Here is a 22,445-nt window from a genome sequence, read left to right as displayed (position 1 = left end):
ATATAAAGATAGCGGAGTCTACAGCACCCTAAGACTTTGGCACACGTAAGCGCATGAGTCCTTCTTGTTGCACAGTAGCGACCAGTTTGCCATCTTGCCAAAACTGGCCATGGTTTAACCCTTTCGCATTAGATGTAGTATCACTCCACATGTCATAAAGCATCCATTTATTCAAATCAAAGTCACGATGAAAATGCATTGAATGATCAATACTGGCAGCTTGTAATCCACTGGTCATAAAACTAACACCGTGTGACATCAGCCCTGTGCCAACCAAATAAAAATCAGACGAGAACGCTAATAGTGCCTGCTGAACAGCCGTTGGCTGACTGCCCAACTCACGAATACGTAGCCAGTTTGCTTGTTTAGGTTTCATAGGTTCTGGGCTAATCGGGTTACGCGGCTTAACTGGCTTAATCTCGACATGACGGCGGCGCATAAATCTCGCTTTCAGTGCTTCTGGCACTTTTCCGACATTCTCTTCTTTTAACTCTTGTTCTGTTAGTAAGTCTTCTGGCGGTGGATAGGCAGGCATGTCTTCTTGATACTCAAGCCCTTCTTCCATCGGTGAAAACGAAGCGATCATTGAAAATATTACTTGCTCAACAGGCGGCTTACCACGTACTTCTTTGTACTGAATAGCGGTGACTTCACGTGCAGATAAGCTGCGACCATCACGCAATCGACGTACTTGGTATATCACGGGTTGATTGATATCACCACCACGCAAAAAATACCCATGCAGCGAGTGACAAGGTTTGTCTTTATCTAATGTATGCGCTGCTGCCATAATCGCTTGGGCGAGTACTTGCCCACCAAATATACGACTGCCCACATAGTCATGGCTTTTACCCTCAAACACATCAGGGGTAACTTCAATAAGTGCGATAGTAGCTAGCAGCTCATCGATCAGTTGTAGATTATGGGACATGACGACATGTTTCCTTATTTTTATCAAAAACGCTCAGCATCTAAAAATCAACACCTGACAATATCGATGCTATATAGCCGCTGCGCTTGAATTTAAAATAATATGGGATCACTTGCTAAAATAAGCAAAGAGACTTTAGAACAAAAATACAGTTGTAGCTATGTTCGCTAACGCTACACATTTATTTTCAATAGAAAAGGTAAACATCTTACCCAATATTGATGGTTTTGACTAGTTACTGTCGACTTACTCGTAAGTATTGCTTGTCCGTGCTTGCCAGACGAATCGTAACTAATTAGTGGATCAGGCAGTCTGAACCATAAAAAACGAGATGTATAACAACACCCCGTCTTTTATAAATACGTCGATGTTTATGGCTTAACTGCTACGAGTACGCGAATAGAATCCGGCACTAGCGATAAGTTACCAAGCGCTTGTTCGCCTTGAGCTTTGAGCTGCTCTAAACGCTCAATCTCTTCAGGACGTACGTTCGGATTGATCGTCTGTAGATGTTTTAGACGCTTGATTTCGCGTGACCACTGGTGGCTAAAGCGGCTACTTGCTTGCTCGCCAATCTCAGCTATCTGCTGACGAGCAATATCTTCGGCTTCGTAATAACGCTGCTCAATCACATCGCCACGCACTTTGATGACTTGGCGGGCACGATTTTTATCCAAGCGTTCAATATGAGGCATAATCATCTCAGCACTGATACGAGCCGATAAATCACTACCCTGCTCACTGATAAAGACACGGATATTTTGCGTGGACAAAGTCGCTGGTAGATTAAGCACTTTTGGCGCAATCGCTTCAACACGGAAATTCACTTCTAGCAGTACCATACCTTGAGGAACAGCAGCACTTTTAAGCATGGCAACTGTGGTATTACCAAAGGTGCTTGTACTAGCTAACTCGTAGATAGCACGCATCAATGGATGCTCATGTGTGACAAAGTCGATCTCTTCACGCTGCAGTGCTTGCTCGCGCTCAAAGGTCAACGTCATACCATCTTCATCACCAAGTGGTAAGCCATCAATATAGTCGCTAATCTCGGTACTATCGATAGGTGCGATGACCCACGAGCCATCACGTTGAATACTATGGTCAATGTTAGCAGACGCAAAGAAACGCTCAATAAAATGCGGTAGCAAGTTATTGCCATCAAAATCACGCATGGCATCAGCGATACGACCTGCGACACGCGGACGGCATGAGTTGTACTCTAGCAGGCGATCGCGACCAGCCTGTAGCTGTGCCTCAAGTCCCATTCGGGTCTGTGACGCTTCTGAAATGACCTCTTGTAGAGTCACATTGTTTTCAGCGGTATCAGCACCCTCAAGCACTGGTTTGAGCTCTTGGATATACTGCTCTTGTACGCTTTGAGCGGTTGGCGATATCTGATTGAACATGTTCAACGCATCGTTATACCACTGATACAGACGCTCTTGTGCAGTACCCTGCACATAAGGCACATGCAGCATGATTTGCTGAGTCTGACCGATACGATCTAGACGACCGATACGCTGCTCTAAGGTATCTGGATTAGCAGGTAAATCCCATAGTATTAACTGGCTTGCAAACTGGAAGTTACGACCTTCTGAGCCAATCTCTGAACATAACAATATCTGTGCGCCTTCGCTATCTGCAAAGAAAGCAGCCGCTTGGTCACGTTCAAGTAGTGTCATTTGCTCAGTAAAGATAGCCGTCTTGATACCAGCATGCAGACGCAATACTGCTTCTAGACTCTCTACCGTCGCGCCACTACGAGCGATTAATAGCACTTTTTGATGCTTGAGCTCACCGCGTAAGATATCAATCAACCAAGAAACGCGTGGGTCATCTTCTAGCCAGCCACCGTCTGGTTGGTTTTCTTCGCCCCATAGCTGCTCACGCAACTTGCCATTGGTTTGATAGCTGTCTTTCCATGCCTCAGGAAGTGGCAATGGATATGGTTGGCTACTACGACCATAAAAGCCTTTAACACTCTCACGGGTATTACGGAACAAAATACGGCCGGTACCATGACGATCTAATAGTTCATTTAGCGCATGTGTCCGCAGTTTTTCATCTTCATTGATTGAGGATAGCTCATCAATACTAATGTCTAGTAAGCTACTCAAAGCAGCGATTTGACCTTCATTTAATGGCTTTTCTTCTATCAAAACGCCAGCAACTGCTGCTGTCTCTGCAAAAGCCTCTTGACCATCAATAAATTCATCTAAATCATCAAAGCGATCTGGATCAAGCAGACGCAGACGAGCAAAGTGACTTTGCGCACCAAGCTGCTCTGGCGTTGCTGTCAATAGCATTACACCTGGCGTTTCTTCAGCGAAATCTGCAATCAAGTCATACTTATCGTTGCCGCCTTGCGCTTCATCCCAATGCAAATGATGCGCTTCATCGACAACCAATAAATCAAAGCCTGCATCCATCGCTTGGTCATATAAGTCTGGGTGGTCGAGCAACAGATCCATACCACCAATAATACATTGTTCAGTAGCAAAGACGTTTTGCTCAGGATCATGTTCTTTAATAGCCGCTGTACGTACCAAATCAAACAAAGCAAAGTTTAGGTTAAAGCGGCGACGCAGCTCAATCATCCACTGATACTGCAGACTATCTGGCACTAAAATCAATACACGTTCAGCTTTACCCGTTAGCAATTGCTGATGAATAATCATGCCCGCCTCGATGGTTTTACCAAGGCCAACCTCATCAGCCAGCAGTACACGTGGCGCGATACGTTTGCCAACTTCATGCGCGATATACAGCTGATGCTCGATGATATCGACACGTGCACCCATCAAGCCTTTTAGTGGATGACCTGCCAGTGCTGACTGCATGCGTAAGATGTCTTGACGCAGCTCATACCAATCACCGCGCTCAATACGTCCAGCAAGCAAGCGTTCAAGCGGTTTGGCCAATGTGATATTGGCAGCAAGACGAGTTTCCATGATACCGCGCTCATGCTCATCGACGCCATATTTGAGTACACCCATGACTTCATCGACAGCATTGACTGTATAGCTTTTGCCATCTTGATCGTAGATGCTATCACCGACCTTAAACACCACGCGCGACAATGGTGCAGAGTTTTTTGCATAGACGCGTGTCTCTTCACTTTGCGGGAATAAAATATGCACACATCGGTCGTCAACATCGATGACCACACCTAAGCCAAGCTCAGATTCCGTATCAGATAAATAACGTTGACCAACGGCGAATTCAGTACTGTGCAATGAAGCAATAGAGATAGTCATAAGGCGATGTCTTTTGTACTCAGGTAGTAAGAAATTAGATAGATAACAATGGTGACTGGCGATAGCGAGAGAATGACAAGGCGCAAACCGTAACAAACCTACCAACGCAGCATCGTAACCTCAACAAAGCCAGCATCCAAGTTGCACCATTATATAACGTTAGCGTGTAGATGAGTGCGTTAAGTTACATTTTCAAGAGCCATCTGATGTTACTTTTCTATTTATAAAGCCTATGACCAACACTGTATCAGGGCCATATTTAGGACAATGTATTTTGCGAGTTATTGACGTGCTGCATTGTGAGGTTGTCAGAAGGCCACTCTAGTCATTTTATTTTTAATTAATAATGACAACGTGCTACATTAAACCGATAAGTATTCATGCGATAGCCAGTTATTCGCCAACTATCTATAAGACAACAATAAATAAGGACTCGACATGCAAGCCGTTTTTTTAGATAAAGGTACATTTTCTGAAGGTATTGACTTGCCTGCACCCGTAAGTGTGAGCGACTACATCACTTACAACGATACGCCAAAAGATACAGATGTCATCGTTGAGCGTTGTAAAGATGCTGATATTATTATCACCAACAAAGTCCAGATTAGTGCTGAAGTGATAGAGCAACTACCAAAGCTTAAGCTTATCCAACTCACCGCGACGGGTATGAATAACGTCGATCAAGAGGCTTGCGATAAGCATGGCGTGACACTTTATAACGTTGCAGGCTATGCCGTAAAAAGCGTCCCCGAGCATACCTTTATGTTAATGCTGACCGCAATGCGCGCTGGTATTCACTACCATCAAAAAGTCGCTGATGGCACGTGGCAAGCAAAGGGGGATTTTTGTCTGCTTGATATTCCATTGATAGATTTGGAAGATAAGACGCTCGGCATCATCGGTATTGGTACCATCGGAAAGCGCGTGACTGAGATTGCTCGTGCCTTTGGTATGACCGTATTGTGGGCGGAGCATCAAGGACGCGAACCGCGCAGCGACGACTATACCGCGTTTGAAGACGTACTCGCACAATCTGACGTGATTAGCCTACATTGTCCACTAACTGAACAAACCAAGCATCTTATCAATACAGATACCTTGGAAAAAATGGCCAAACAACCGCTCATCGTTAACGTCGCGCGTGGTGGTATTGTCGATAGCCAAGCATTGACTGACGCGATTAATAATGAGCAAATCATCGGTTATGCGAGCGATGTGTTTGAACAAGAACCTATCGCTGATAATGACCCATTGCTCAGTCTCAGCGACCATCCGCGTGTTATCTTTAGTCCGCACAACGCATGGGGCAGCAAAAGCGCCCAAGAAAAGTTATGGCAAATATTAAGCACACAAGTCACTGACTTCATCGATAACCACCATCAATAATCAAGATGCTAACGACCAAACCGTAACCAGTCGTCTTTTATTTTGCGATACTTAAGCATGATTCGGTCGCTTAGATAGTTATTGGTTACGTACCAAGGATAGCGATCGCCCTGCTTAGGTAGCTTGTCTTTGCCACGTCTGACATACCCAGACGATAGCGAACCCATCACAGTATCTGCCTGAACATATGCTTGCGCCTGTTCAGTTTTTGCATAGGGTGTTACCACTTGGTAGCGCCGTTTATGCATATAACCCAGCAGTCGCATCACATATTGACAGGCCAAATCGATTTTTAGCGTCCATGAGGCATTGGTGTAACCAAACAATACTGCCATATTGGGCACACCCTCAACCATGACCGCTTTATAGGTCATACGCGTGCCGATATCGACAGATTGACCGTCGATATATACCACTGCCCCGCCCAACATCTGCAGCTTTAAACCGGTCGCAGTAACGATGATATCAGCATCGAGATGTTGGCCAGATTGCAGCATAATTCCTGTTTCGGTAAAGTGACTGATTTGATCGGTCACCACTGTTGCACGTTTATCCTGTAGGGCTTTGAATAAATCACCGTCAGGTACCGCACACACTCGTTGATCCCACGGATTATAATCAGGCATGAAATGATTGCTATCAACACCGCTGCCTTTTAGCTCTTTTTTCACCCCACTTTTCAAGACTGCTTTCATCACCTTGGGCACGTGAGTCGCAACTTTATATAGACCTTGCTGTCTCAACACATTGCGCGCACGTAGTACCGTATAAGCTTGCTCTTTTGATAATGGTGAAAACTTGCCTGATAGCCAGTCAATCGCATAGTCATCACCCGGCACACTTGCCACATAGGTTGGTGTACGCTGTAGCATTGTGACATGACGCGCACATTGCTCGCCATCATCATCTACTAGCGCAGGTAGCAATGTCACCGCTGTGGCACCGCTACCAATGACGATGACTTTTTTATCATCGTAGTTTAGATTATTCCAGTGCTGCGGATGAACAATACGACCGCAGAAATCCTCCTCTCCATCAAAATGAGGGCGATAACCTTGCTCATAATCATAATAACCAGTAGCACCTACGATAAATTTAGCAGTCGTAACGAAAATCTCACCACTAGCGTGGTTCTTAACGGTTACTGACCACTGTTGATCGTCACTAGACCATGAGATCTGCTGAACTTCGTGCTGATAATGGATATGTTCGGTCATCCCAAATTCGCGTGCCGTGTCGGCAATATAGCGTTTGATATCACTGCCTGCTGCCAACATTCTATAATCAAGCCACGGCCTAAAGTTATAACCAAAGGTCAAGGCGTCAGAATCAGAGCGAATCCCTGGATAAGTAAATAAATCCCATGTACCGCCTAAATCAGCACGCTTTTCGAAGATAGCAAAACGCTGTGAAATTTTGTTTTTCTTATTTAGCTTTGCCTGCTTTTGCTTCTTTGGGGCTTTATGACCGAACAGGCCTTTATACTGCTGTTGCTGTAAACGGCAAGCCATACCAACGCCTGCGATACCCGCACCAATAATTAATACCTCATAGTCAGCTACCTTAGCCGTCTTTGATTTTCTACCTTTAAGACGGTTTTTGATGGCCTGTTTGGTAGTAGTGATATCAAGCATACTTTCATCCTTGTATTTGCATGACTGGCATTTTATATGCTGGCGTTAGAGTCATTTATCGCATCTATTAACAACAAGCGGCAAAGCATCACGCTTAAAACGGGCAGGGACTTTCCCAGTCCATCCAAGCACCCAAAACTGGATGCTTTAAACGCAGCTGCTGCGCATGCAAGTTCAACCTCGGGGCTATCTCTAACGCGGTACCTTCAGCATAAATTGGATCGCCAATCATCACATGGTCGACATGAACCATGTGTACACGCAGCTGATGGCTGCGACCTGTAACCGGCTTTAACATCACTCGTGTGACTGGTTCACCATTGCAAGTTTCATGAGCCACGACTTCATATAGCGTGAGCGCGTGTTTTGACCAGTCATGATCGACGATATGACGCGGTTTGGTGCTTGGCTCATAGCGTACTGGCACTGATATCTCGCCGGTTGCACCGACCTGCTCCCACTCGCCAAAGACACGTGCTTGGTATTTTTTTTGCGGTAGACGTTCGATAAATTGCTTACTGACATTGGTTTGCGCTGCCGCGTTTTTTGCAAAAATCAGTAATCCCGAGGTATCCATATCTAAACGATGAATCAACTTGACAGCTGGGTTAGCACGCTCAAGACGAGCAAGCAGACTGACTTTAAGTGTTTTACCATCGACACTTAACAGCCCTGCAGGTTTATCAACCACCCAAATATCATCATCTTCATAAACTGTAATTTCTTGCGCAAAGTTTTTAAAAAACTCAAGCGAATAAGCGCTTTCTTGGATATTGAGAGCGTTGACTTCTTCATCAGTAAAAGGCATAAATTTAACTACTTCTGTAAATTGGTTTTGAGATAAGAATTTTTGATGGTTACTCTTTTGAACGTGATAGCCATGTTGGGAACGATAGCCACTTTTCAAACGACAGCGAAATCTGGCTAAGTTTTAAACTTATCAATATTGCTATCTGCTATACATAAAATGCGACTTTTATCTTATTGAGATACGTACTTTGACAAAGATAACCGTACTGAATAGCAGACTGAACTCTCTTGTGTTGCACCGTTTCGATTTATTGTGCTAATACTAGTTGTTAAACAATTTAACCAGCCTGTATCTAACAAGTTAGGGCAAACATGTTAATATAATGGCACATTTTCACCGCTTCTAAACAATTCTTTGACCACCAACTGATTTATTATTAAACCAATATATACGTTGATGAGTGGTGATAGAAGTAATAAAACAAGAGAGATAAAATTATGTCAGACCTTATTGTACATACTACCGATACAGATTTTGATCAAGACGTTCTACAATCAGACGTACCTGTACTAGTAGACTTTTGGGCGCCATGGTGTGGTCCTTGTAAAGCCATCGCTCCTATTTTAGAAGATCTAGCGACTGAGTACCAAGGTAAAGTTAAAATCGTTAAAGTAGACGTGGATAGCAACCCACAAGCAGCTAGCCGTTTCGGTATTCGCAACATTCCAACGCTATTTGTATTTAAAGACGGCGAAAAAGTTGATTCAGTCATGGGCCTACAGCCAAAAGCTGAATTGGCTAAAGTACTAGACAAGCATTTATAAGTTAAACTTGCTCGCTTTGGACTGTCTTAAGCGGGCAAAATAGAATGACCGAGAAAGCCATTATCTGACTAAGATAGTGGCTTTTTTGCTTGTTTTTTGTGCAAAAAACTCGATAATCCGCCTTTTTTAACAAAATTTATTGACAACGCTATTGTGAAGACCGTATAGTCTGCTGACAAGAGAAAACTAACTGTTTTCCTAAGTATCTTGTCGCTATTCTCCTCGTGTTTATCAACAAAAACACAATCGTCATTATAAACACCATTGCTGAACAAAATGACTAAACGCAATTACTGATATTGAGTTTTTGACGCAGACTCCTATGTAGCCTTTTTTATCCTTATTTCTTATTACCTTGCACCCCATAACGGCAATGCGTACATAAGCAGACATACAAAGCCAAAACTACATAAACTATAGCGCTGTGCACATACCTATATCATCATATTATCGTTATTCTAATCACTGTCGTGACTTGTGCTGCTAATGGCATCTCTCATCTGATCAATTGCTAATGACCTATCTATGAATCTTACTGAATTAAAGAAAAAATCAATCTCTGAGCTATTGGCTATTGCTAAAGAAATGGGTCTTGATAATATGGCGCGTAGCCGTAAACAGGACATTATCTTTGCTATCCTAAAAACCCATGCGCGTAACGGTGAAGCCATTTATGGTGACGGCGTACTTGAGGTTCTTCCTGATGGTTTTGGATTTTTACGCTCATCAGAAGGCTCATATTTAGCCGGTCCTGATGATATCTATGTTAGCCCTAGCCAAATTCGCCGTTTCAGTCTAAAGACTGGTGACAGTATCGCTGGTACGATTCGTCCGCCGAAAGATTCTGAGCGTTATTTTGCGTTACTAAAAGTTGGCGAAATCAACTTTGATACACCAGACCGCTCACGTCACAAGCTTATTTTTGAGAATCTGACGCCCCTATTCCCAACTGAGCATTTAAAACTTGAGCTTGGTAATGGAACTACTGAAGATTTGACTGGACGTATCATCGATCTTATCGCTCCGATTGGTAAAGGTCAGCGCTCTATCATCGTCGCCCCGCCAAAAGCGGGTAAAACGATGTTGCTACAGACCATCGCTCAATCAATTACCCGTAATAATCCTGAATGTTATCTCATCGTACTATTGATTGATGAGCGTCCAGAAGAAGTGACTGAGATGGTACGTACGGTACGCGGTGAAGTCGTTGCCTCTACCTTTGATGAGCCGCCACAGCGTCATGTACAAGTTGCTGAAATGGTCATCGAAAAAGCAAAACGTTTGGTTGAACATAAGCAAGACGTAGTGATTTTACTTGATTCAATTACTCGTCTAGCGCGTGCTTATAATACGGTTATACCTTCATCTGGCAAAGTGTTAACAGGTGGTCTGGATGCCAATGCCCTAGAGCGCCCAAAACGCTTCTTCGGTGCTGCTCGTAACGTTGAAGAAGGTGGTAGCTTGTCTATTATTGCCAGTGCCCTTATTGATACTGGTAGTAAAATGGACAGTGTTATTTTTGAAGAATTTAAGGGAACTGGTAACCAAGAAATTACGCTTGAGCGTGACTTGGCTGAAAAACGTGTTTTCCCTGCGATTAATATTAAAAAATCTGGCACACGCCGCGAAGAGCGTCTATTGGGCGAAGACAAGCTGCGCAAGATATGGATTTTACGCAAATTACTTCAACCAATGGATGGTGTACAAGCCACTGAATTCCTGTTGGATCGCCTGAAAGAAGCGAAAACTAATGACGAATTCTTTGAACAAATGAAACGTAAATCACAAAACTAATGTTGGATTGGTTTACTAGATACATTCGGCTTTGATTCAATATTAAGACTACCTGTAGGTGGTCTTTTTTAATGACAGTGTCTAAATATTAATATTTAGAATGGTTAGAATTCACCCTTCATCATCGTTCACAGACATTGCCAATGATACAGTACGGCAACATCGCTTACATCTCGTTTGCAAAGTTTAGCTTTTTTACTACGTCTATATTATCGGCAACCGACTATTATGATAGACAGTAGGAATATACTTGAAAATATCATGGACATAGTATTTTGAAGGTATTGATTTTAAACTTGATGACTTAATAGGTGATAATATGAAATTTGCTAAAACGTTCGCAATGACCGCAATTACTAGCTCAGCACTAATCATGACTGGTTGTAACTCTTATAGCGGCATGAGCAACACAGCTAAAGGTGCTACTGCTGGTGCAGCAGCTGGTGCTCTTATTAAGAGTAAAGGCGACAGCAAAGATATTGCTCGGGGTGCATTAGCTGGTGCGGCGATTGGCGGTGCTGGTGGTTATGTTCTTGATAACAACTAAATCCTTCTACTCTAATATTATTCGACAACTGGTTGAGTCATATTAAAGAAAAATGATAAAAAAGCCTGCAATTCGTTGCAGGCTTTTTTATGTCTTAATTTTGATTATTAATTGGTAAGCGCTAAACCTTCATTAAAAAATATCATAATTGAAATATACGCTTATTAAAGTGCACCGCTAAAAGTATCACAAGATTGTACACTGCCGCTTTCTAGACCACGAGTGAACCATTCGACACGTTGCTGACTGGTGCCATGGGTAAAGTTATCAGGTACTACTGCACCACCACTTGCCTTTGCTAAACGATCATCACCGATCTGACCAGCAGCGTTCACTGCTTCATCAATGTCACCAGCTTCCAAAAACTGTACGCGCTCTTGATTGCGTTGCGCCCATACACCCGCAAAACAATCCGCTTGTAACTCTTGCAATACCGATAACTTATTAGACTGTGCTTGAGTCACTTGCTGACGGGCTTCATTTACCTGCTGACTAATACCTAGTAACGTCTGTACATGATGACCTACCTCATGTGCTATTACATAAGCCTGCGCAAAATCGCCAGCTTTGCCCTGATTATCTTGACTACCAGACCCTTGCTGATCCCCTGAGATACCAAGGTTTTGACGCATTTCTACGAAAAACGACGTATCCAGATAAATAGTCTGGTCTCCTGGACAGTAAAACGGACCGGTTGCAGAGCTCGCACTACCACATGCCGAGCTGACCTGACCATTAAACAAAATCAATGATGGCTCTTGGTAAGTACTACCAGCTTCGTTAAAGACCTGACGCCAGACTTCTTCTGTATCTGCCAATACAACTTTTACAAATTGCGTGTCTCGGTCTGTACTAGTTGCAACTTCAGTAGATGACTCACTACTACCATCTGTGACTGCTTGACCTGTCTGTAAGGCAGTCATTGGGTTTACCCCAAATACCAACCATAAAATGCCAGCGATAATAATACCACCGATACCCCCGCCAATCATCTTGCCGCCACCTGTGCTAGAGCGCACATTCGAGCTACCTCGTCTACCTCGCCATTTCATAATTCCATTCCTCAAATATAGATTGATTTACTATTTCTATTCATCATTACTGCTATTGATCATTAGCTTTGTTATATATTATTTAGCCAACTAACTCACGTCATGAGCTCGTCTATTATCTTAAAAATAAATAGAAATATATAAAATTACTACCTTAAATATGGTTGGTATCATTCAGCACAATATTCGGTTTACTCGACTTCTTTTTTACCCAAAAAGCAAAGCCAACAGCGACAAATTATGATGAAAAATAAGAACCAAAAAATCTTTTAACCCCTCGGATGTCATTGATTATACTTTGATTAGTTTGGCTTCTTGTATTAAAAATTATATTGAACAGCTAGAGTAAAATATCATTGTAAGTTTTATTGTTACTTAATTGTACAGACTATTTCTATTTACTTAGAAAACCTATAGAATGCGTGGAAGCTGAGTAGCTGTGACTAAGACTAATTGAACTCTGAGAAATCTCGGTTTTCAACCTTCGTTGCTGCTACTGCTCATTTCATTTTTCCGGAGAAAACCATATGAAACTTAAATTACTTGCTCTAGCTGGTATCATGACTGCAACTATGGGCCTTACTGCCTGTGACAGCAGCACAGAAAACGCTGCCGAAGATTTATCTGACGCGCAAGAAGAAGTGCAAGACGCTACTGAAGAGCTAAACGAAGCTGATGCTGAAGGCGAAATGACTGCTGATGCTGACGCTGCTGTTGCTGACGCTGAAGCTGACATCGCTGATGCTCAAGAAGCAACTGCTACTGACGAAATGGACGCTGAAGTTCCTGTAGACGGCGAAGAAACTACTAGCATGGACGTAGCTAGCGAAACTGATACTGCTGCTGTTGACGCTTCTGACGAAGTAGTAGTTGAAGAAGCTCAGTAATTTATTGTTCATACAATAGAAAAGCTGTAGTAAAAAAAAGAGAGCCTATGCTCTCTTTTTTTATGTCTATCGTTTATGATACTAGTAAGGTTTTACTTTATATATAATCGTCGTGTCCGATGCAGACTGCAACACCTAAAGACGTAGGTGTACGTAAAAATAACTCAGTGCAAATACGCACTAGTATTCTTATCAACTCACGATAAAACAGGCACGCAATCGTTTAAGACAGTGCGAAGCTAGGTATTAGCTATCAAACAAACGCTCATCAACCTTCTGACGAAATTTTTGTCCTGTTTTAAAAGTAACCACACGGCGTGCAGATACTGCCACAGGCTCTCCTGTTTTTGGGTTACGGCCTGGACGGCTATTTTTATCTTTAAGCTCAAAGTTGCCAAAGCCTGAAAGCTTGACCTCTTTGCCATCAATCAAGCTCTCTGATAGTTCATCAAAAAAGTTCTCTACCAGACAGCGACCTTCTTGGCGTGTTAGGTTCATGTGACTCATCAAATGCTCAATCATGTCAGATTTGGTTAAGGTGCTCACAGTACGACTCCTATGCTATGTCGTGATGTCGAATATCATGGTTTAGCGGTATGAGGGTTAAGGCTAGCTATTATAAAGGTTTTTTGACTATTTTTTAACAAAGTCTTCATTAAAATCCTTTATTAATAACTACTTAACTTATTCTATGAATAGCAATGCTCCGTAGCCTCAAGATAAAAAGGCTACAGAGCATTGGGTATAATACATACTAAATGTTAGCTATCGCGCAGCTGTACTGAATGCTGATCAGTTAGCGCTTGTACCACTTTATCTGTGGCAGTTTTGACGGCTTCATCAGACAATGTTTGCGTACTGTCTTGCCATATTAATGCAAATGCTAATGAGCGTTGCCCTGCTGGTACTTTATCACCTTGGTAAACATCAAATAACCAAAGGTCAGTCAGCATATCACCTGCCGCGGCTCGCACGGTTGTCTCTAACGTCTGCAAACTGATGTCGCTATCTACCAAGATAGCAATATCACGGCGTACTTGCGGGAACTTACTTGGTGTCGTGATGGCTTGCTGCTCACGTGCGACTGTCAATAGCGGTGCAAGTGACAATTGAGCGACCCAGGTAGCAGGTAGATCTAATTGCTTAGCAGTAGTTGGATGCAACTGGCCCAACCAACCAACATATATATCATCGATATATAATTCAGCACTTTGTCCTGGATGTAAGAAGCTTAGCGTACTACGCTCGTAGCGGATACGCGCACTATCGATTTGAGCTGGTAATAGCTGCTCAATGTCATGCTTTAGGTCATAAAAATCTAGAGCACGGTTTTGATAAGCTTGCTCGCTCCATATATCACCAACTGCGACGAAGGCAATACTTGGCGTTTGTACTAAGTCACTGATACTTTGTCCAACAAAACTAAGGCCTGTCTCAAAGAAACGTACACGTGGCTGCTGACGATTTAAGTTATATTGCACGCAAGGCAGTAGGCTCGATAGCAAGGTACGACGCATGACGGCCAAATCACTAGAAATAGGGTTTGCGAGTGCCAATACCTCCCCTAGCGCTTCGTCATCAAGTAATGATTCTAGTTTTGCATCACTAAAGCTAAAGCTAATCGCTTCCATATAGCCGTTGTCGACCAATGCTAGCTTCATCTCATGAGTCAAATCTGCGGTATCATCATAATCCATGCTTACTTGCAAATGTGGCAAGACGCTTGGAATATTGTCATAGCCATAAATACGAGCAATTTCTTCGATTAAGTCTTCCTTGATACTCATATCAAAACGATAAGATGGCGGTTTACAAACCAGTGAATCGCTCTGCTGCTCTACGTCAAAACCCAATTGGGTTAAGATACGTATCATCTCAGATGGATCAATATCAATCCCAATGACATCATGAACTTTCGCGATTGGCAATGTAATCGGTGTGCGTGCTGGTAAATGCTCAAGGTTTTCAACCGTGGTTATCTTTCCAGCTTCCCCGCCAGTGATGCTGGTGATCAAATCACAAGCTCGTGCCAACGCCAATGCTGGCAATTCAAAGTCGACCCCACGCTCAAAGCGCTGAGATGCGTCCGTATGTAGCCCAAAACGGCGTGCACGTGCAGCAATAGCGAGTTGATCAAAGAAAGCACTTTCTACTATGATATTGGTAGTGCTGTCAGTGACACTGCTACGCTGACCACCCATGATACCAGCTAAAGCCAAGGCACTTTTATCATCAGCAATGACAAGCTCATCACCCGTCAAGGTAACGGTTTGCTCATTCAGCAAAGTAATAGTCTCGTCAGGCTGTGCCAAACGTACAACAATATCACCTTCGATCGTGTCTGCGTCAAAAGCATGTAACGGTTGACCCAACTCCATCAACACATAGTTAGTCACATCGACCAAGAAATTGTGTGAACGTAGTCCTGACTGTACCAGTGCATCTTGCATCCATTTTGGCGTATCGATGCTACGATCGATATTACTAATTGATTGTAACAGATAGCGAGGACACGCTTTCTTTGCATCAACTGACACAGCTGGCGTTGCGGCAGTTCCATCAATATTGACGGAAACTTTTGGCATTTGTACAGGTAAGTCGTTGATGACTGATATTTCACGAGCAATACCACGTACACTAAAGCAATCACCACGGTTTGGCGTGATAGAGATGTCCAGTATTTGGTTATCCAGACCTAAGTATTCACGGATGTCTGTACCAACTGGTGCATCTCCTGGCAACTCAAGCAAACCATCTATATTATCGACTAGGTCAATTTCAGAAGCGCCGCACAGCATACCGTTCGAGGCCACACCGCGTAGCTTGCTTTCTTTGATCTTAAAACCTTTGCTATCATCACTTGGTAATACCGCACCAACGGTAGCAACAGGCGCTTTCATACCGACGGTCACATTAGGAGCACCGCAGACAATTTGTAATGGCTCAGCATCACCGACATTTACCTGAGTAACACGTAATTTATCTGCATCAGGATGCTGTTCAACGCTGATGACTTCACCGACGACCACACCGCTAAAAGCACGGGCAACCGCATAACGATCGTCAATTTCAAGCCCTGCCATGGTCAACTGTTCGGCTAACTGCTCGCTAGTGTTTGTAGGATTTACCCACTGACGTAGCCACTGTTCGCTAATTTTCATAAATATCTCGGATCAGAATTTTATAATAAAGATGTTGGAGTAAAGCTTGGCGAATTCACTTGTTATATTAGCAAGGAGCACTTTTTATATTTAAAAAGCGAACTCTAGCCAAATTGCTTTAAGAAGCGTACGTCATTTTGGAAAAACAAACGCAAGTCATCGATACCGTAATACAGCATCGCAAAGCGCTCGATACCCATACCAAAAGCAAAGCCAGTATATTTATCGCTATCAATACCGCAGTTGATCAATACTTGTGGATGCACCATGCCGCAGCCCATCACTTCAAGCCACTTACCATTATCATCTAAGATATCCACTTCTGCAGAAGGCTCAGTGAATGGGAAAAACGAAGGACGGAAACGTACGGTCAACTCTTTGGCAAAGAATGCTTCTAGAAACTCACTAATCAAACCTTTTAGCTCAGCAAAAGTGCTCGACTCTGTGACCATAAGACCTTCTAACTGATGAAACATCGGCGAATGAGTTTGGTCTGAGTCATTACGATAAACACGGCCTGGACAAATGATGCGAATCGGTGGCTCATTTTTTTCCATAGTACGAATCTGTACAGGACTAGTATGCGTACGTAATAGATAATGCGCATCAAAATAAAAAGTGTCATGCATGGCACGTGCAGGATGGTGCGACGGAATATTCAATGCTTCAAAATTATAGTAGTCGCTCTCGACTTCAGGCCCGGTTGCGACGTTGAAACCCGCTTGAATGAAGTACTGCTGCATACGCTGAGTAATCATCGTGACTGGATGCAGATGACCTTTTTGACTACCACGCGCAGGCAAAGTGATATCAATACTTTCGGCCTCTAATTTGGCATTGAGCGCTGCTACTTCTAGTTGCTGCTGCTGATCTGTTAATGCTTGCTGAATGCGACTACGCACTTGATGCAACCAGCCGCCATAGGTCTTTTTATCATCAGCATCGAGCTTGCCCATCTGCTTTGACCAGCCTGTTAACGGGCTCTTTTTACCAGTCAATTGCACACGCAAATCTTGCAGTGTACGCGCATCAGTTACTTGTAGGATTAAAGCCTCAGCAGCACTTGCAAATTCGGTAAGCTGAGCTTCGGTAAGCTCATTGAGCTCTGAAGACAAGGTCGGTAGCGCCGACAAGTCGTTGGTGGCAGCAGGGTTAGTCATAAGACACATTATTCCTGATTTGAACGGACTATTAATTGTAGGGATTTGACCAAATATTGCAAACCATTTATCCAGCTATGTTTATATAAAAAATTGATATAAAGGCTGGTTATAAGAATGGCTTGAATATTTAGACGATGATAAGCGTATTTTAAATAAACAAAGTTTTAGTAAAGAGCGCACTTAGAATAATTCAATATAAAAAAAGCCACCGACCAGCGGTAGCTTTTATTAATATCATACTATTAATCAATATTAGTCCTATCCATTTAGACAATTGCTTATAAATAATTATTTAAAAGCATCATACCTAAAGGACGGTTAATATTTAGGCCAATTCCGCTTTTGCTTTTTCGACCAATGCTGTGAAAGTCGCTGCATCATGCATAGCGATGTCTGCTAGAACGCGACGATCGATTGCGATGTTTGCTTTTTTCATACCATTGATGAAGCGGCTATAGCTTAAGCCGTTTAAGCGTGCACCAGCATTGATACGTGCGATCCAAAGACGACGGAAAGTACGTTTTTTGTTGCGACGGTCACGATAAGCATATTGACCAGCTTTGGTCACTGCCTGTACCGCTACGCGGTAAACACGTGAACGGGCACCGTAGTAGCCTTTTGCGCGCTTTAAGATTTTTTTGTGACGGCGATTTGCCTGTACACCACGTTTTACACGGGCCATAATTTACTCCAAGATTTTTTAATCACTGTTAAGCGAGTGATGATGTTAAATAACAAACATCATTGTCAGATTGCAAAGTCAAATATTTTTAATCAAAGATAAATGACGATAGGCTATTAAATGTATGGGCACATACGACGAACTGCTGCTTCGTCAGATTTGTGCACTAACTTAAGACCACGCAACTGGCGAATACGCTTAGATGATTTCTTGGTCAAAATATGGCTTTTGAATGCTTGCTTACGCTTGAAGCCATTCGCTGTTTTTTTGAAGCGTTTAGCTGCGCCGCTTCTGGTTTTCATCTTAACTTTCATGATGAGCTGCCTCTTTTTCTGTTTTAGAACCTGGTCGTCAAATAGTCACACTGAATAATCGTTATATAAATAACAACTAAACCTCTATTTGCCTCGAGGTGGGAGGCGCTATTTTAGCAGATAGCGCGTTGTTTTGCCAAGTAAAGTTTTGGCGAGCTTTTAGTAGACAATAAAGACAAATAACCAGCATTAAATAAGCGATAGCTCTCCTCTCAAAAGCCCTAATAAAATGGCTGATTTTTCTCCAAATAGATTGAATGTCAGCGTAAGCTGTGCTTAAGTAGAGACTGAGCCATATCTTCATATAAACGCTATTAAAATTATCATATTCACCATGAGTGTTTAGGCTGGAATGTATCATCATAATGACAATAAAGCTGCTAACTTAGGGCATGATAATTAAAATAATCTTTGGTCATCACTCTAGGAGATAGTGTGTCAAAACAAGAGTTAGTATTCGACGACGACTTGTTTGTTTTTGAGACAGTGATGCGCGTGCGTTATACGGAAGTCGATGCAGGACAACATATAACTGTAGAATCCCTGACGGCTTTATTGTCCGAAGCACGGTTAAGGTTTCTACACGCTAAAAGTGTCAAAGAAATCAACGCAGACCATCAAGGCTTGATTATTGATAAATTGCAGCTAGATATTGTTAAACGTATCCGCATAAGGGAAGAGCTGCTGTTTGAAGTTGGTATCGAGCCAATATATGATAATGGCGGTAATATAATCATGAAAGTCACACGGATGCACACGGGCGAAACAGTAGCAAAAGCACGACAGCATTTTAGAGGTTATGACTTTAACCTCAATAAAGTGACTAAGCTTGATAATATGATCAAAGAAGCGCTATATCCGCATTTATTTAGACTGTAAAATCGCTTGTTATAAACAGTATGCTTTAATTTAGTATAATTGCACTCTATAGCGCATTTAATTAACATCATATTGCGAGCTGTCAGTATACGACAGAGTATTTCAGATAACCTCCCCGCTTTAATCATAAGATAACCTCCCCGCTTTAATCATAAGTAGTATAATTGCTTATCACTCTTTTTCACTTTCTACCTATAAGACGACAAATACATTATGACTTTACCTGCTTGGCTGACTGCCGTAACTTTTAATGATGATGGTTTAATTCCTGCAATTGCTCAAGATCATCAGACAGGTCGTATTTTGATGATGGCGTGGATGAATGCAGAAGCATTACAGCTCACTGCACAAACACAAACAGCGGTGTATTTTTCGCGCTCGCGTGCCAAACTCTGGCACAAGGGAGAGACGTCAGGTCATACGCAAGTTGTGCATGACATTCGTCTAGACTGTGATGCAGACGTAATTGTGCTTGAGGTTACCCAAAAAGGTGGTATCGCTTGCCATACTGGTCGCGAGTCTTGTTTCTATCAGCGTTTGGATCTATCAGGCCAAACACCTGAGTGGCAAACCGTCGATAAAGTATTAAAAGACCCTGCGGATATTTATCATTCTCAGGAGTCTACTAGCGACACTCATGAAACTGAAAGCACTGGCGCGAATGCTGACTCTGATAACATCCAAACACAATCTGATAGCGCTCAAATACAAGTCGATAAAGCCTCTGTATTACAGCAACTTGATAGCGTATTAGCAGAGCGCAAACAAGCCGATGCCGACAGCTCTTATGTAGCCAGTCTATATGCTAAAGGATTAAATAAGATACTAGAAAAAGTCGGTGAAGAGAGTACAGAAAGTATCATCGCTGCCAAAGATTTTGCTAACTGCGACGAAAGTACAGACAAAGCAAACTATGATGAAGCCCGTCATGAGCTGATCTATGAAGTAGCAGACGTCTGGTTCCATACCTTGGTTGGACTGGCATGGTTTGATATAGAGTCGGATGCTGTGTTAAATGAGTTAGGTAGACGTTTTGGGTTGTCCGGCATCGATGAAAAAGCCGCTAGATAAGCCCAAATAAAAAATAAACGTCTATTTTATTGGATTATTGTTGCTTTCACCTATTTGTAATAAGTGCAGGTTATAATATAGCTCTGTTTTATCTCGCATTATATGTCGATGCTTTTTGTTTGCTAGATAGACCTTTCTACAAACTAAAAGCAGCCATATAAAGACTGAAAACTAGGTCACAAAACCAGGTCACAAGGATACCATTATGGGTAGTTTTTCTATTACACATTGGCTGATACTATTGGTCGTTGTCGTTGTCGTGTTTGGCACCTCAAAACTCAGAAATGCTGGTAAAGATTTGGGCGGTGCTGTCAAAGGTTTTAAAGAAGCGGTCAAAGACGAAAATACAGAACATGCCAAAAAACACGCGGTTCTTGACCACGATGCGGCGGCACACACTGAAGAGCGCTCAACAACCACCAAGGTTGATGATAAGCATAACGTATAGCATCTAAACAGTGACATCGGACCATTATGTTTGATATCGGGTTTTCTGAATTACTCCTCTTTGGCGTTATCGCCCTAATCGTACTGGGCCCAGAAAAACTGCCACAGGCAGCGCGTACGGCTGGGCAATGGTACGCCAAAATTCGCCGTACAGTCTCAACATTGCAGTCTGAAATAGAGGCTGAGCTTGACTTAGCTGAGACACGCCAGCAAATGCAAAAAGAGCTTGCCAAAATTCGCCAGACCGAAACTGAGATGAGGCGTGAAATGGCTGAGATGCGCGGTAATATGAAAGCTTTTGAAAGCTCACATAGTCCTTCTTCTATAGCGTCTGAAACGACTATGAATGCTGAAAATAGCAAGGGCGACGAAGCTCATGAAAATAGCCGCACACAAAAGCAGCAAGCAGCCACGCCAAAAGCATTCGACTATGCTTATGCCACTGACGAGCAGTCAAATACCTTAGAAAATGGTCAATTATCGAAGCGCGATCATAGCGATGACGATGTAGATGGTGTAAATGTAGGCGATAATACCAAGACAGCACCAGTTGTTCAGACCATCACTACCCGACCGTGGGAAAACATGTGGTTTCGACTTGGCGCTTACGACAAAGCACGTCGACTCCCAATGCCGCCATATGTGCCAAACTATAAAGCTGACGCCCTACTCAACAGTCCTGCCAACACGCAGACTTCTGACCATAAGCAGGAGACTGATTGATGCAATTATTCAAGCGCAAAAAAAGTCGCCAAGAAAAAGTCGCGGTTTCAGCTACTACAGAATCAAATACTACTCATCAAAACCCTGAAGCGACGTCAGATACTCATCAGAAAAAAGAGCCAGATGATGTTTTGAGCCCTTTGGCTGATATGCCCATTACTGAGCATTTGATTGAGTTGCGTCGGCACTTGATCAAAATATGTGTGGCGGTACTGATCATATTTTTAGGTTTAGTCGGCTATTCGCGCGAGCTATATAACTTGTTATCTGATCCATTGGTTGCACAGTTACCCGCCAATTCGACCATGATTGCCACTGATATCACGTCAAATTTTATGGCACCGATACGTCTGACCGTATTCGTAGCCGCATTTTTGGCGATGCCTTATATCCTTTATCAAATTTGGTCATTTGTAGCGCCCGGTCTGTATAAAAAAGAAAAGAAAATCGCTATTCCAGTGCTGCTATCTTCTATATTTTTGTTTTATGCTGGTGTGGCTTTTTCTTACTTTATTGTACTTAAAGGGGTATTGAAATTCTTTATCGTGTTTGCCCCGCAAAACGTACTGCCAATGACGGATATCGACAGCTATCTCAGCTTTGCCTTGAAATTATTCATGGTATTTGGCCTAACGTTTGAGATTCCAGTCGTGACTTTGCTATTGATATTGGCAGGTATTGTCTCCATTCAGAGCCTAGAAGAGAAACGTCGCTATATCATTGTGGGCTGTTTTGCTGTGGCTGCCGTTGTCACACCGCCCGATGGCGTATCGATGCTCATGCTAGCGATTCCGATGTGGTTATTGTTTGAGCTTGGTTTGTTTTTGGCGAAAATTCTAATCAAAGAAGAGCCTGGCCCTACTCTCGTGTCGACAGACAAAGAATAAAACACTTATCAGTCTAATCTAGATCAAAATAAAGTTATTGATTACATATAGC

Annotated in this window: 20 protein-coding genes; 10 read left to right on the top strand and 10 right to left on the bottom strand. The window is 42.7% G+C overall.

What is annotated here, in order from left to right:
* Positions 1-28: 28 nt before the first annotated feature.
* Together ACT3QN_RS10890 and rapA are read right to left on the bottom strand one after the other, a co-directional pair.
* A complete protein-coding gene (locus ACT3QN_RS10890) occupies positions 29-931 on the bottom strand; it encodes an acyl-CoA thioesterase (protein ID WP_444521569.1) in 903 nt (300 codons plus the stop codon).
* Positions 932-1,302: 371 nt separating this feature from the next.
* On the bottom strand, positions 1,303-4,191 hold the full coding sequence (gene rapA / locus ACT3QN_RS10885) for an RNA polymerase-associated protein RapA (RefSeq protein WP_444523392.1): 2,889 nt from the start codon (positions 4,189-4,191) through the stop codon (positions 1,303-1,305).
* Between the two features lie 438 nt (positions 4,192-4,629).
* Between rapA and ACT3QN_RS10880 the strand changes: the two genes are divergently transcribed.
* Positions 4,630-5,577: a D-2-hydroxyacid dehydrogenase gene (locus ACT3QN_RS10880; RefSeq protein WP_444523391.1), complete on the top strand. Its 948-nt coding sequence runs from the start codon at positions 4,630-4,632 to the stop codon at positions 5,575-5,577.
* An 8-nt stretch (positions 5,578-5,585) separates the two neighbouring features.
* Here the strand turns inward: ACT3QN_RS10880 and ACT3QN_RS10875 are convergent, their stop codons facing one another.
* Positions 5,586-7,211 (bottom strand): flavin-containing monooxygenase, encoded by a 1,626-nt coding sequence (locus tag ACT3QN_RS10875; protein ID WP_444523390.1) that lies wholly within the window; start codon positions 7,209-7,211, stop codon positions 5,586-5,588.
* A gap of 94 nt (positions 7,212-7,305) precedes the next feature.
* Entirely contained in the window at positions 7,306-8,019 is a 714-nt protein-coding gene (locus ACT3QN_RS10870) for an RluA family pseudouridine synthase (protein WP_444523389.1), read from the bottom strand.
* Positions 8,020-8,459: 440 nt separating this feature from the next.
* Here ACT3QN_RS10870 and trxA point away from each other — a divergent pair, with 440 nt between their 5' ends.
* From trxA to ACT3QN_RS10855, 3 genes are all read left to right on the top strand, one after another.
* Entirely contained in the window at positions 8,460-8,786 is a 327-nt protein-coding gene (trxA, locus tag ACT3QN_RS10865) for a thioredoxin (RefSeq protein WP_025651527.1), read from the top strand.
* Positions 8,787-9,311: 525 nt separating this feature from the next.
* Positions 9,312-10,580 carry a transcription termination factor Rho gene (gene rho, locus ACT3QN_RS10860; protein ID WP_444521574.1) on the top strand — a complete coding sequence of 423 codons (1,269 nt, stop codon included), beginning with the start codon at positions 9,312-9,314 and terminating at the stop codon, positions 10,578-10,580.
* A gap of 319 nt (positions 10,581-10,899) precedes the next feature.
* Positions 10,900-11,127 carry a hypothetical protein gene (locus tag ACT3QN_RS10855; RefSeq protein WP_444523388.1) on the top strand — a complete coding sequence of 76 codons (228 nt, stop codon included), beginning with the start codon at positions 10,900-10,902 and terminating at the stop codon, positions 11,125-11,127.
* Between the two features lie 164 nt (positions 11,128-11,291).
* On the opposite strand, the gene ypfJ is transcribed toward ACT3QN_RS10855, so the two are convergent.
* Entirely contained in the window at positions 11,292-12,179 is an 888-nt protein-coding gene (gene ypfJ, locus ACT3QN_RS10850) for a KPN_02809 family neutral zinc metallopeptidase (protein ID WP_444523387.1), read from the bottom strand.
* A 527-nt stretch (positions 12,180-12,706) separates the two neighbouring features.
* Between ypfJ and ACT3QN_RS10845 the strand changes: the two genes are divergently transcribed.
* On the top strand, positions 12,707-13,066 hold the full coding sequence (locus ACT3QN_RS10845; RefSeq protein WP_444523386.1) for a hypothetical protein: 360 nt from the start codon (positions 12,707-12,709) through the stop codon (positions 13,064-13,066).
* 246 nt (positions 13,067-13,312) lie between these two features.
* Here the strand turns inward: ACT3QN_RS10845 and ACT3QN_RS10840 are convergent, their stop codons facing one another.
* The 5 genes from ACT3QN_RS10840 to rpmI form a co-directional block, all read right to left on the bottom strand.
* On the bottom strand, positions 13,313-13,612 hold the full coding sequence (locus tag ACT3QN_RS10840; RefSeq protein ID WP_444521578.1) for an integration host factor subunit alpha: 300 nt from the start codon (positions 13,610-13,612) through the stop codon (positions 13,313-13,315).
* A gap of 215 nt (positions 13,613-13,827) precedes the next feature.
* Complete coding sequence (gene pheT, locus ACT3QN_RS10835) at positions 13,828-16,227, bottom strand: phenylalanine--tRNA ligase subunit beta (RefSeq protein WP_444523385.1); 2,400 nt, start codon at positions 16,225-16,227, stop codon at positions 13,828-13,830.
* Positions 16,228-16,331: 104 nt separating this feature from the next.
* Positions 16,332-17,387, bottom strand: coding sequence for a phenylalanine--tRNA ligase subunit alpha (gene pheS / locus ACT3QN_RS10830; RefSeq protein ID WP_444529210.1), 1,056 nt, complete (start codon positions 17,385-17,387; stop codon positions 16,332-16,334).
* Between the two features lie 328 nt (positions 17,388-17,715).
* Positions 17,716-18,072, bottom strand: a complete 357-nt coding sequence (rplT, locus tag ACT3QN_RS10825; protein ID WP_011281252.1) for a 50S ribosomal protein L20 — start codon at positions 18,070-18,072, stop codon at positions 17,716-17,718.
* 116 nt (positions 18,073-18,188) lie between these two features.
* Positions 18,189-18,386 (bottom strand): 50S ribosomal protein L35, encoded by a 198-nt coding sequence (gene rpmI, locus ACT3QN_RS10820; protein ID WP_444521581.1) that lies wholly within the window; start codon positions 18,384-18,386, stop codon positions 18,189-18,191.
* Between the two features lie 435 nt (positions 18,387-18,821).
* On the opposite strand from rpmI, the gene ACT3QN_RS10815 reads away from it, so the two are divergent.
* The 5 genes from ACT3QN_RS10815 (at position 18,822) to tatC (ending at position 22,393) form a co-directional block, all read left to right on the top strand.
* Complete coding sequence (locus tag ACT3QN_RS10815) at positions 18,822-19,265, top strand: acyl-CoA thioesterase (RefSeq protein ID WP_444521582.1); 444 nt, start codon at positions 18,822-18,824, stop codon at positions 19,263-19,265.
* A gap of 213 nt (positions 19,266-19,478) precedes the next feature.
* Positions 19,479-20,336, top strand: a complete 858-nt coding sequence (hisI, locus tag ACT3QN_RS10810) for a phosphoribosyl-AMP cyclohydrolase (RefSeq protein WP_444523383.1) — start codon at positions 19,479-19,481, stop codon at positions 20,334-20,336.
* 205 nt (positions 20,337-20,541) lie between these two features.
* Entirely contained in the window at positions 20,542-20,784 is a 243-nt protein-coding gene (gene tatA / locus ACT3QN_RS10805) for a Sec-independent protein translocase subunit TatA (protein ID WP_444523382.1), read from the top strand.
* Positions 20,785-20,810: 26 nt separating this feature from the next.
* Entirely contained in the window at positions 20,811-21,506 is a 696-nt protein-coding gene (tatB, locus tag ACT3QN_RS10800) for a Sec-independent protein translocase protein TatB (protein ID WP_444523381.1), read from the top strand.
* A 149-nt stretch (positions 21,507-21,655) separates the two neighbouring features.
* A complete protein-coding gene (gene tatC / locus ACT3QN_RS10795) occupies positions 21,656-22,393 on the top strand; it encodes a twin-arginine translocase subunit TatC (protein ID WP_444523410.1) in 738 nt (245 codons plus the stop codon).
* Positions 22,394-22,445: the final 52 nt, after the last annotated feature.

The sequence above is a fragment of the Psychrobacter sp. AOP7-C1-14 genome, assembly GCF_052376135.1.
Taxonomy (GTDB): Bacteria; Pseudomonadota; Gammaproteobacteria; order Pseudomonadales; family Moraxellaceae; genus Psychrobacter.
The sequence above is the reverse complement of the archived record's forward strand: the minus strand, read 5'-3'. Positions and strand labels throughout refer to the sequence as shown.

Excerpts from the sequence above, each read along its gene's own strand:
- pheT (WP_444523385.1), bottom strand. The coding sequence starts at position 16,227 with ATGAAAATTAGCGAACAGTGGCTACGTCAGTGGGTAAATCCTACAAAC.
- tatB (WP_444523381.1), top strand. The coding sequence starts at position 20,811 with ATGTTTGATATCGGGTTTTCTGAATTACTCCTCTTTGGCGTTATCGCC.
- rplT (WP_011281252.1), bottom strand. The coding sequence starts at position 18,072 with ATGGCCCGTGTAAAACGTGGTGTACAGGCAAATCGCCGTCACAAAAAA.
- ACT3QN_RS10855 (WP_444523388.1), top strand. The coding sequence starts at position 10,900 with ATGAAATTTGCTAAAACGTTCGCAATGACCGCAATTACTAGCTCAGCA.
- ACT3QN_RS10845 (WP_444523386.1), top strand. The coding sequence starts at position 12,707 with ATGAAACTTAAATTACTTGCTCTAGCTGGTATCATGACTGCAACTATG.
- hisI (WP_444523383.1), top strand. The coding sequence starts at position 19,479 with ATGACTTTACCTGCTTGGCTGACTGCCGTAACTTTTAATGATGATGGT.
- rho (WP_444521574.1), top strand. The coding sequence starts at position 9,312 with ATGAATCTTACTGAATTAAAGAAAAAATCAATCTCTGAGCTATTGGCT.
- ACT3QN_RS10875 (WP_444523390.1), bottom strand. The coding sequence starts at position 7,211 with ATGCTTGATATCACTACTACCAAACAGGCCATCAAAAACCGTCTTAAA.
- tatC (WP_444523410.1), top strand. The coding sequence starts at position 21,656 with ATGCCCATTACTGAGCATTTGATTGAGTTGCGTCGGCACTTGATCAAA.
- pheS (WP_444529210.1), bottom strand. The coding sequence starts at position 17,387 with ATGACTAACCCTGCTGCCACCAACGACTTGTCGGCGCTACCGACCTTG.
- trxA (WP_025651527.1), top strand. The coding sequence starts at position 8,460 with ATGTCAGACCTTATTGTACATACTACCGATACAGATTTTGATCAAGAC.
- rpmI (WP_444521581.1), bottom strand. The coding sequence starts at position 18,386 with ATGAAAGTTAAGATGAAAACCAGAAGCGGCGCAGCTAAACGCTTCAAA.
- ACT3QN_RS10890 (WP_444521569.1), bottom strand. The coding sequence starts at position 931 with ATGTCCCATAATCTACAACTGATCGATGAGCTGCTAGCTACTATCGCA.
- ACT3QN_RS10870 (WP_444523389.1), bottom strand. The coding sequence starts at position 8,019 with ATGCCTTTTACTGATGAAGAAGTCAACGCTCTCAATATCCAAGAAAGC.
- ACT3QN_RS10880 (WP_444523391.1), top strand. The coding sequence starts at position 4,630 with ATGCAAGCCGTTTTTTTAGATAAAGGTACATTTTCTGAAGGTATTGAC.
- tatA (WP_444523382.1), top strand. The coding sequence starts at position 20,542 with ATGGGTAGTTTTTCTATTACACATTGGCTGATACTATTGGTCGTTGTC.
- ypfJ (WP_444523387.1), bottom strand. The coding sequence starts at position 12,179 with ATGAAATGGCGAGGTAGACGAGGTAGCTCGAATGTGCGCTCTAGCACA.
- rapA (WP_444523392.1), bottom strand. The coding sequence starts at position 4,191 with ATGACTATCTCTATTGCTTCATTGCACAGTACTGAATTCGCCGTTGGT.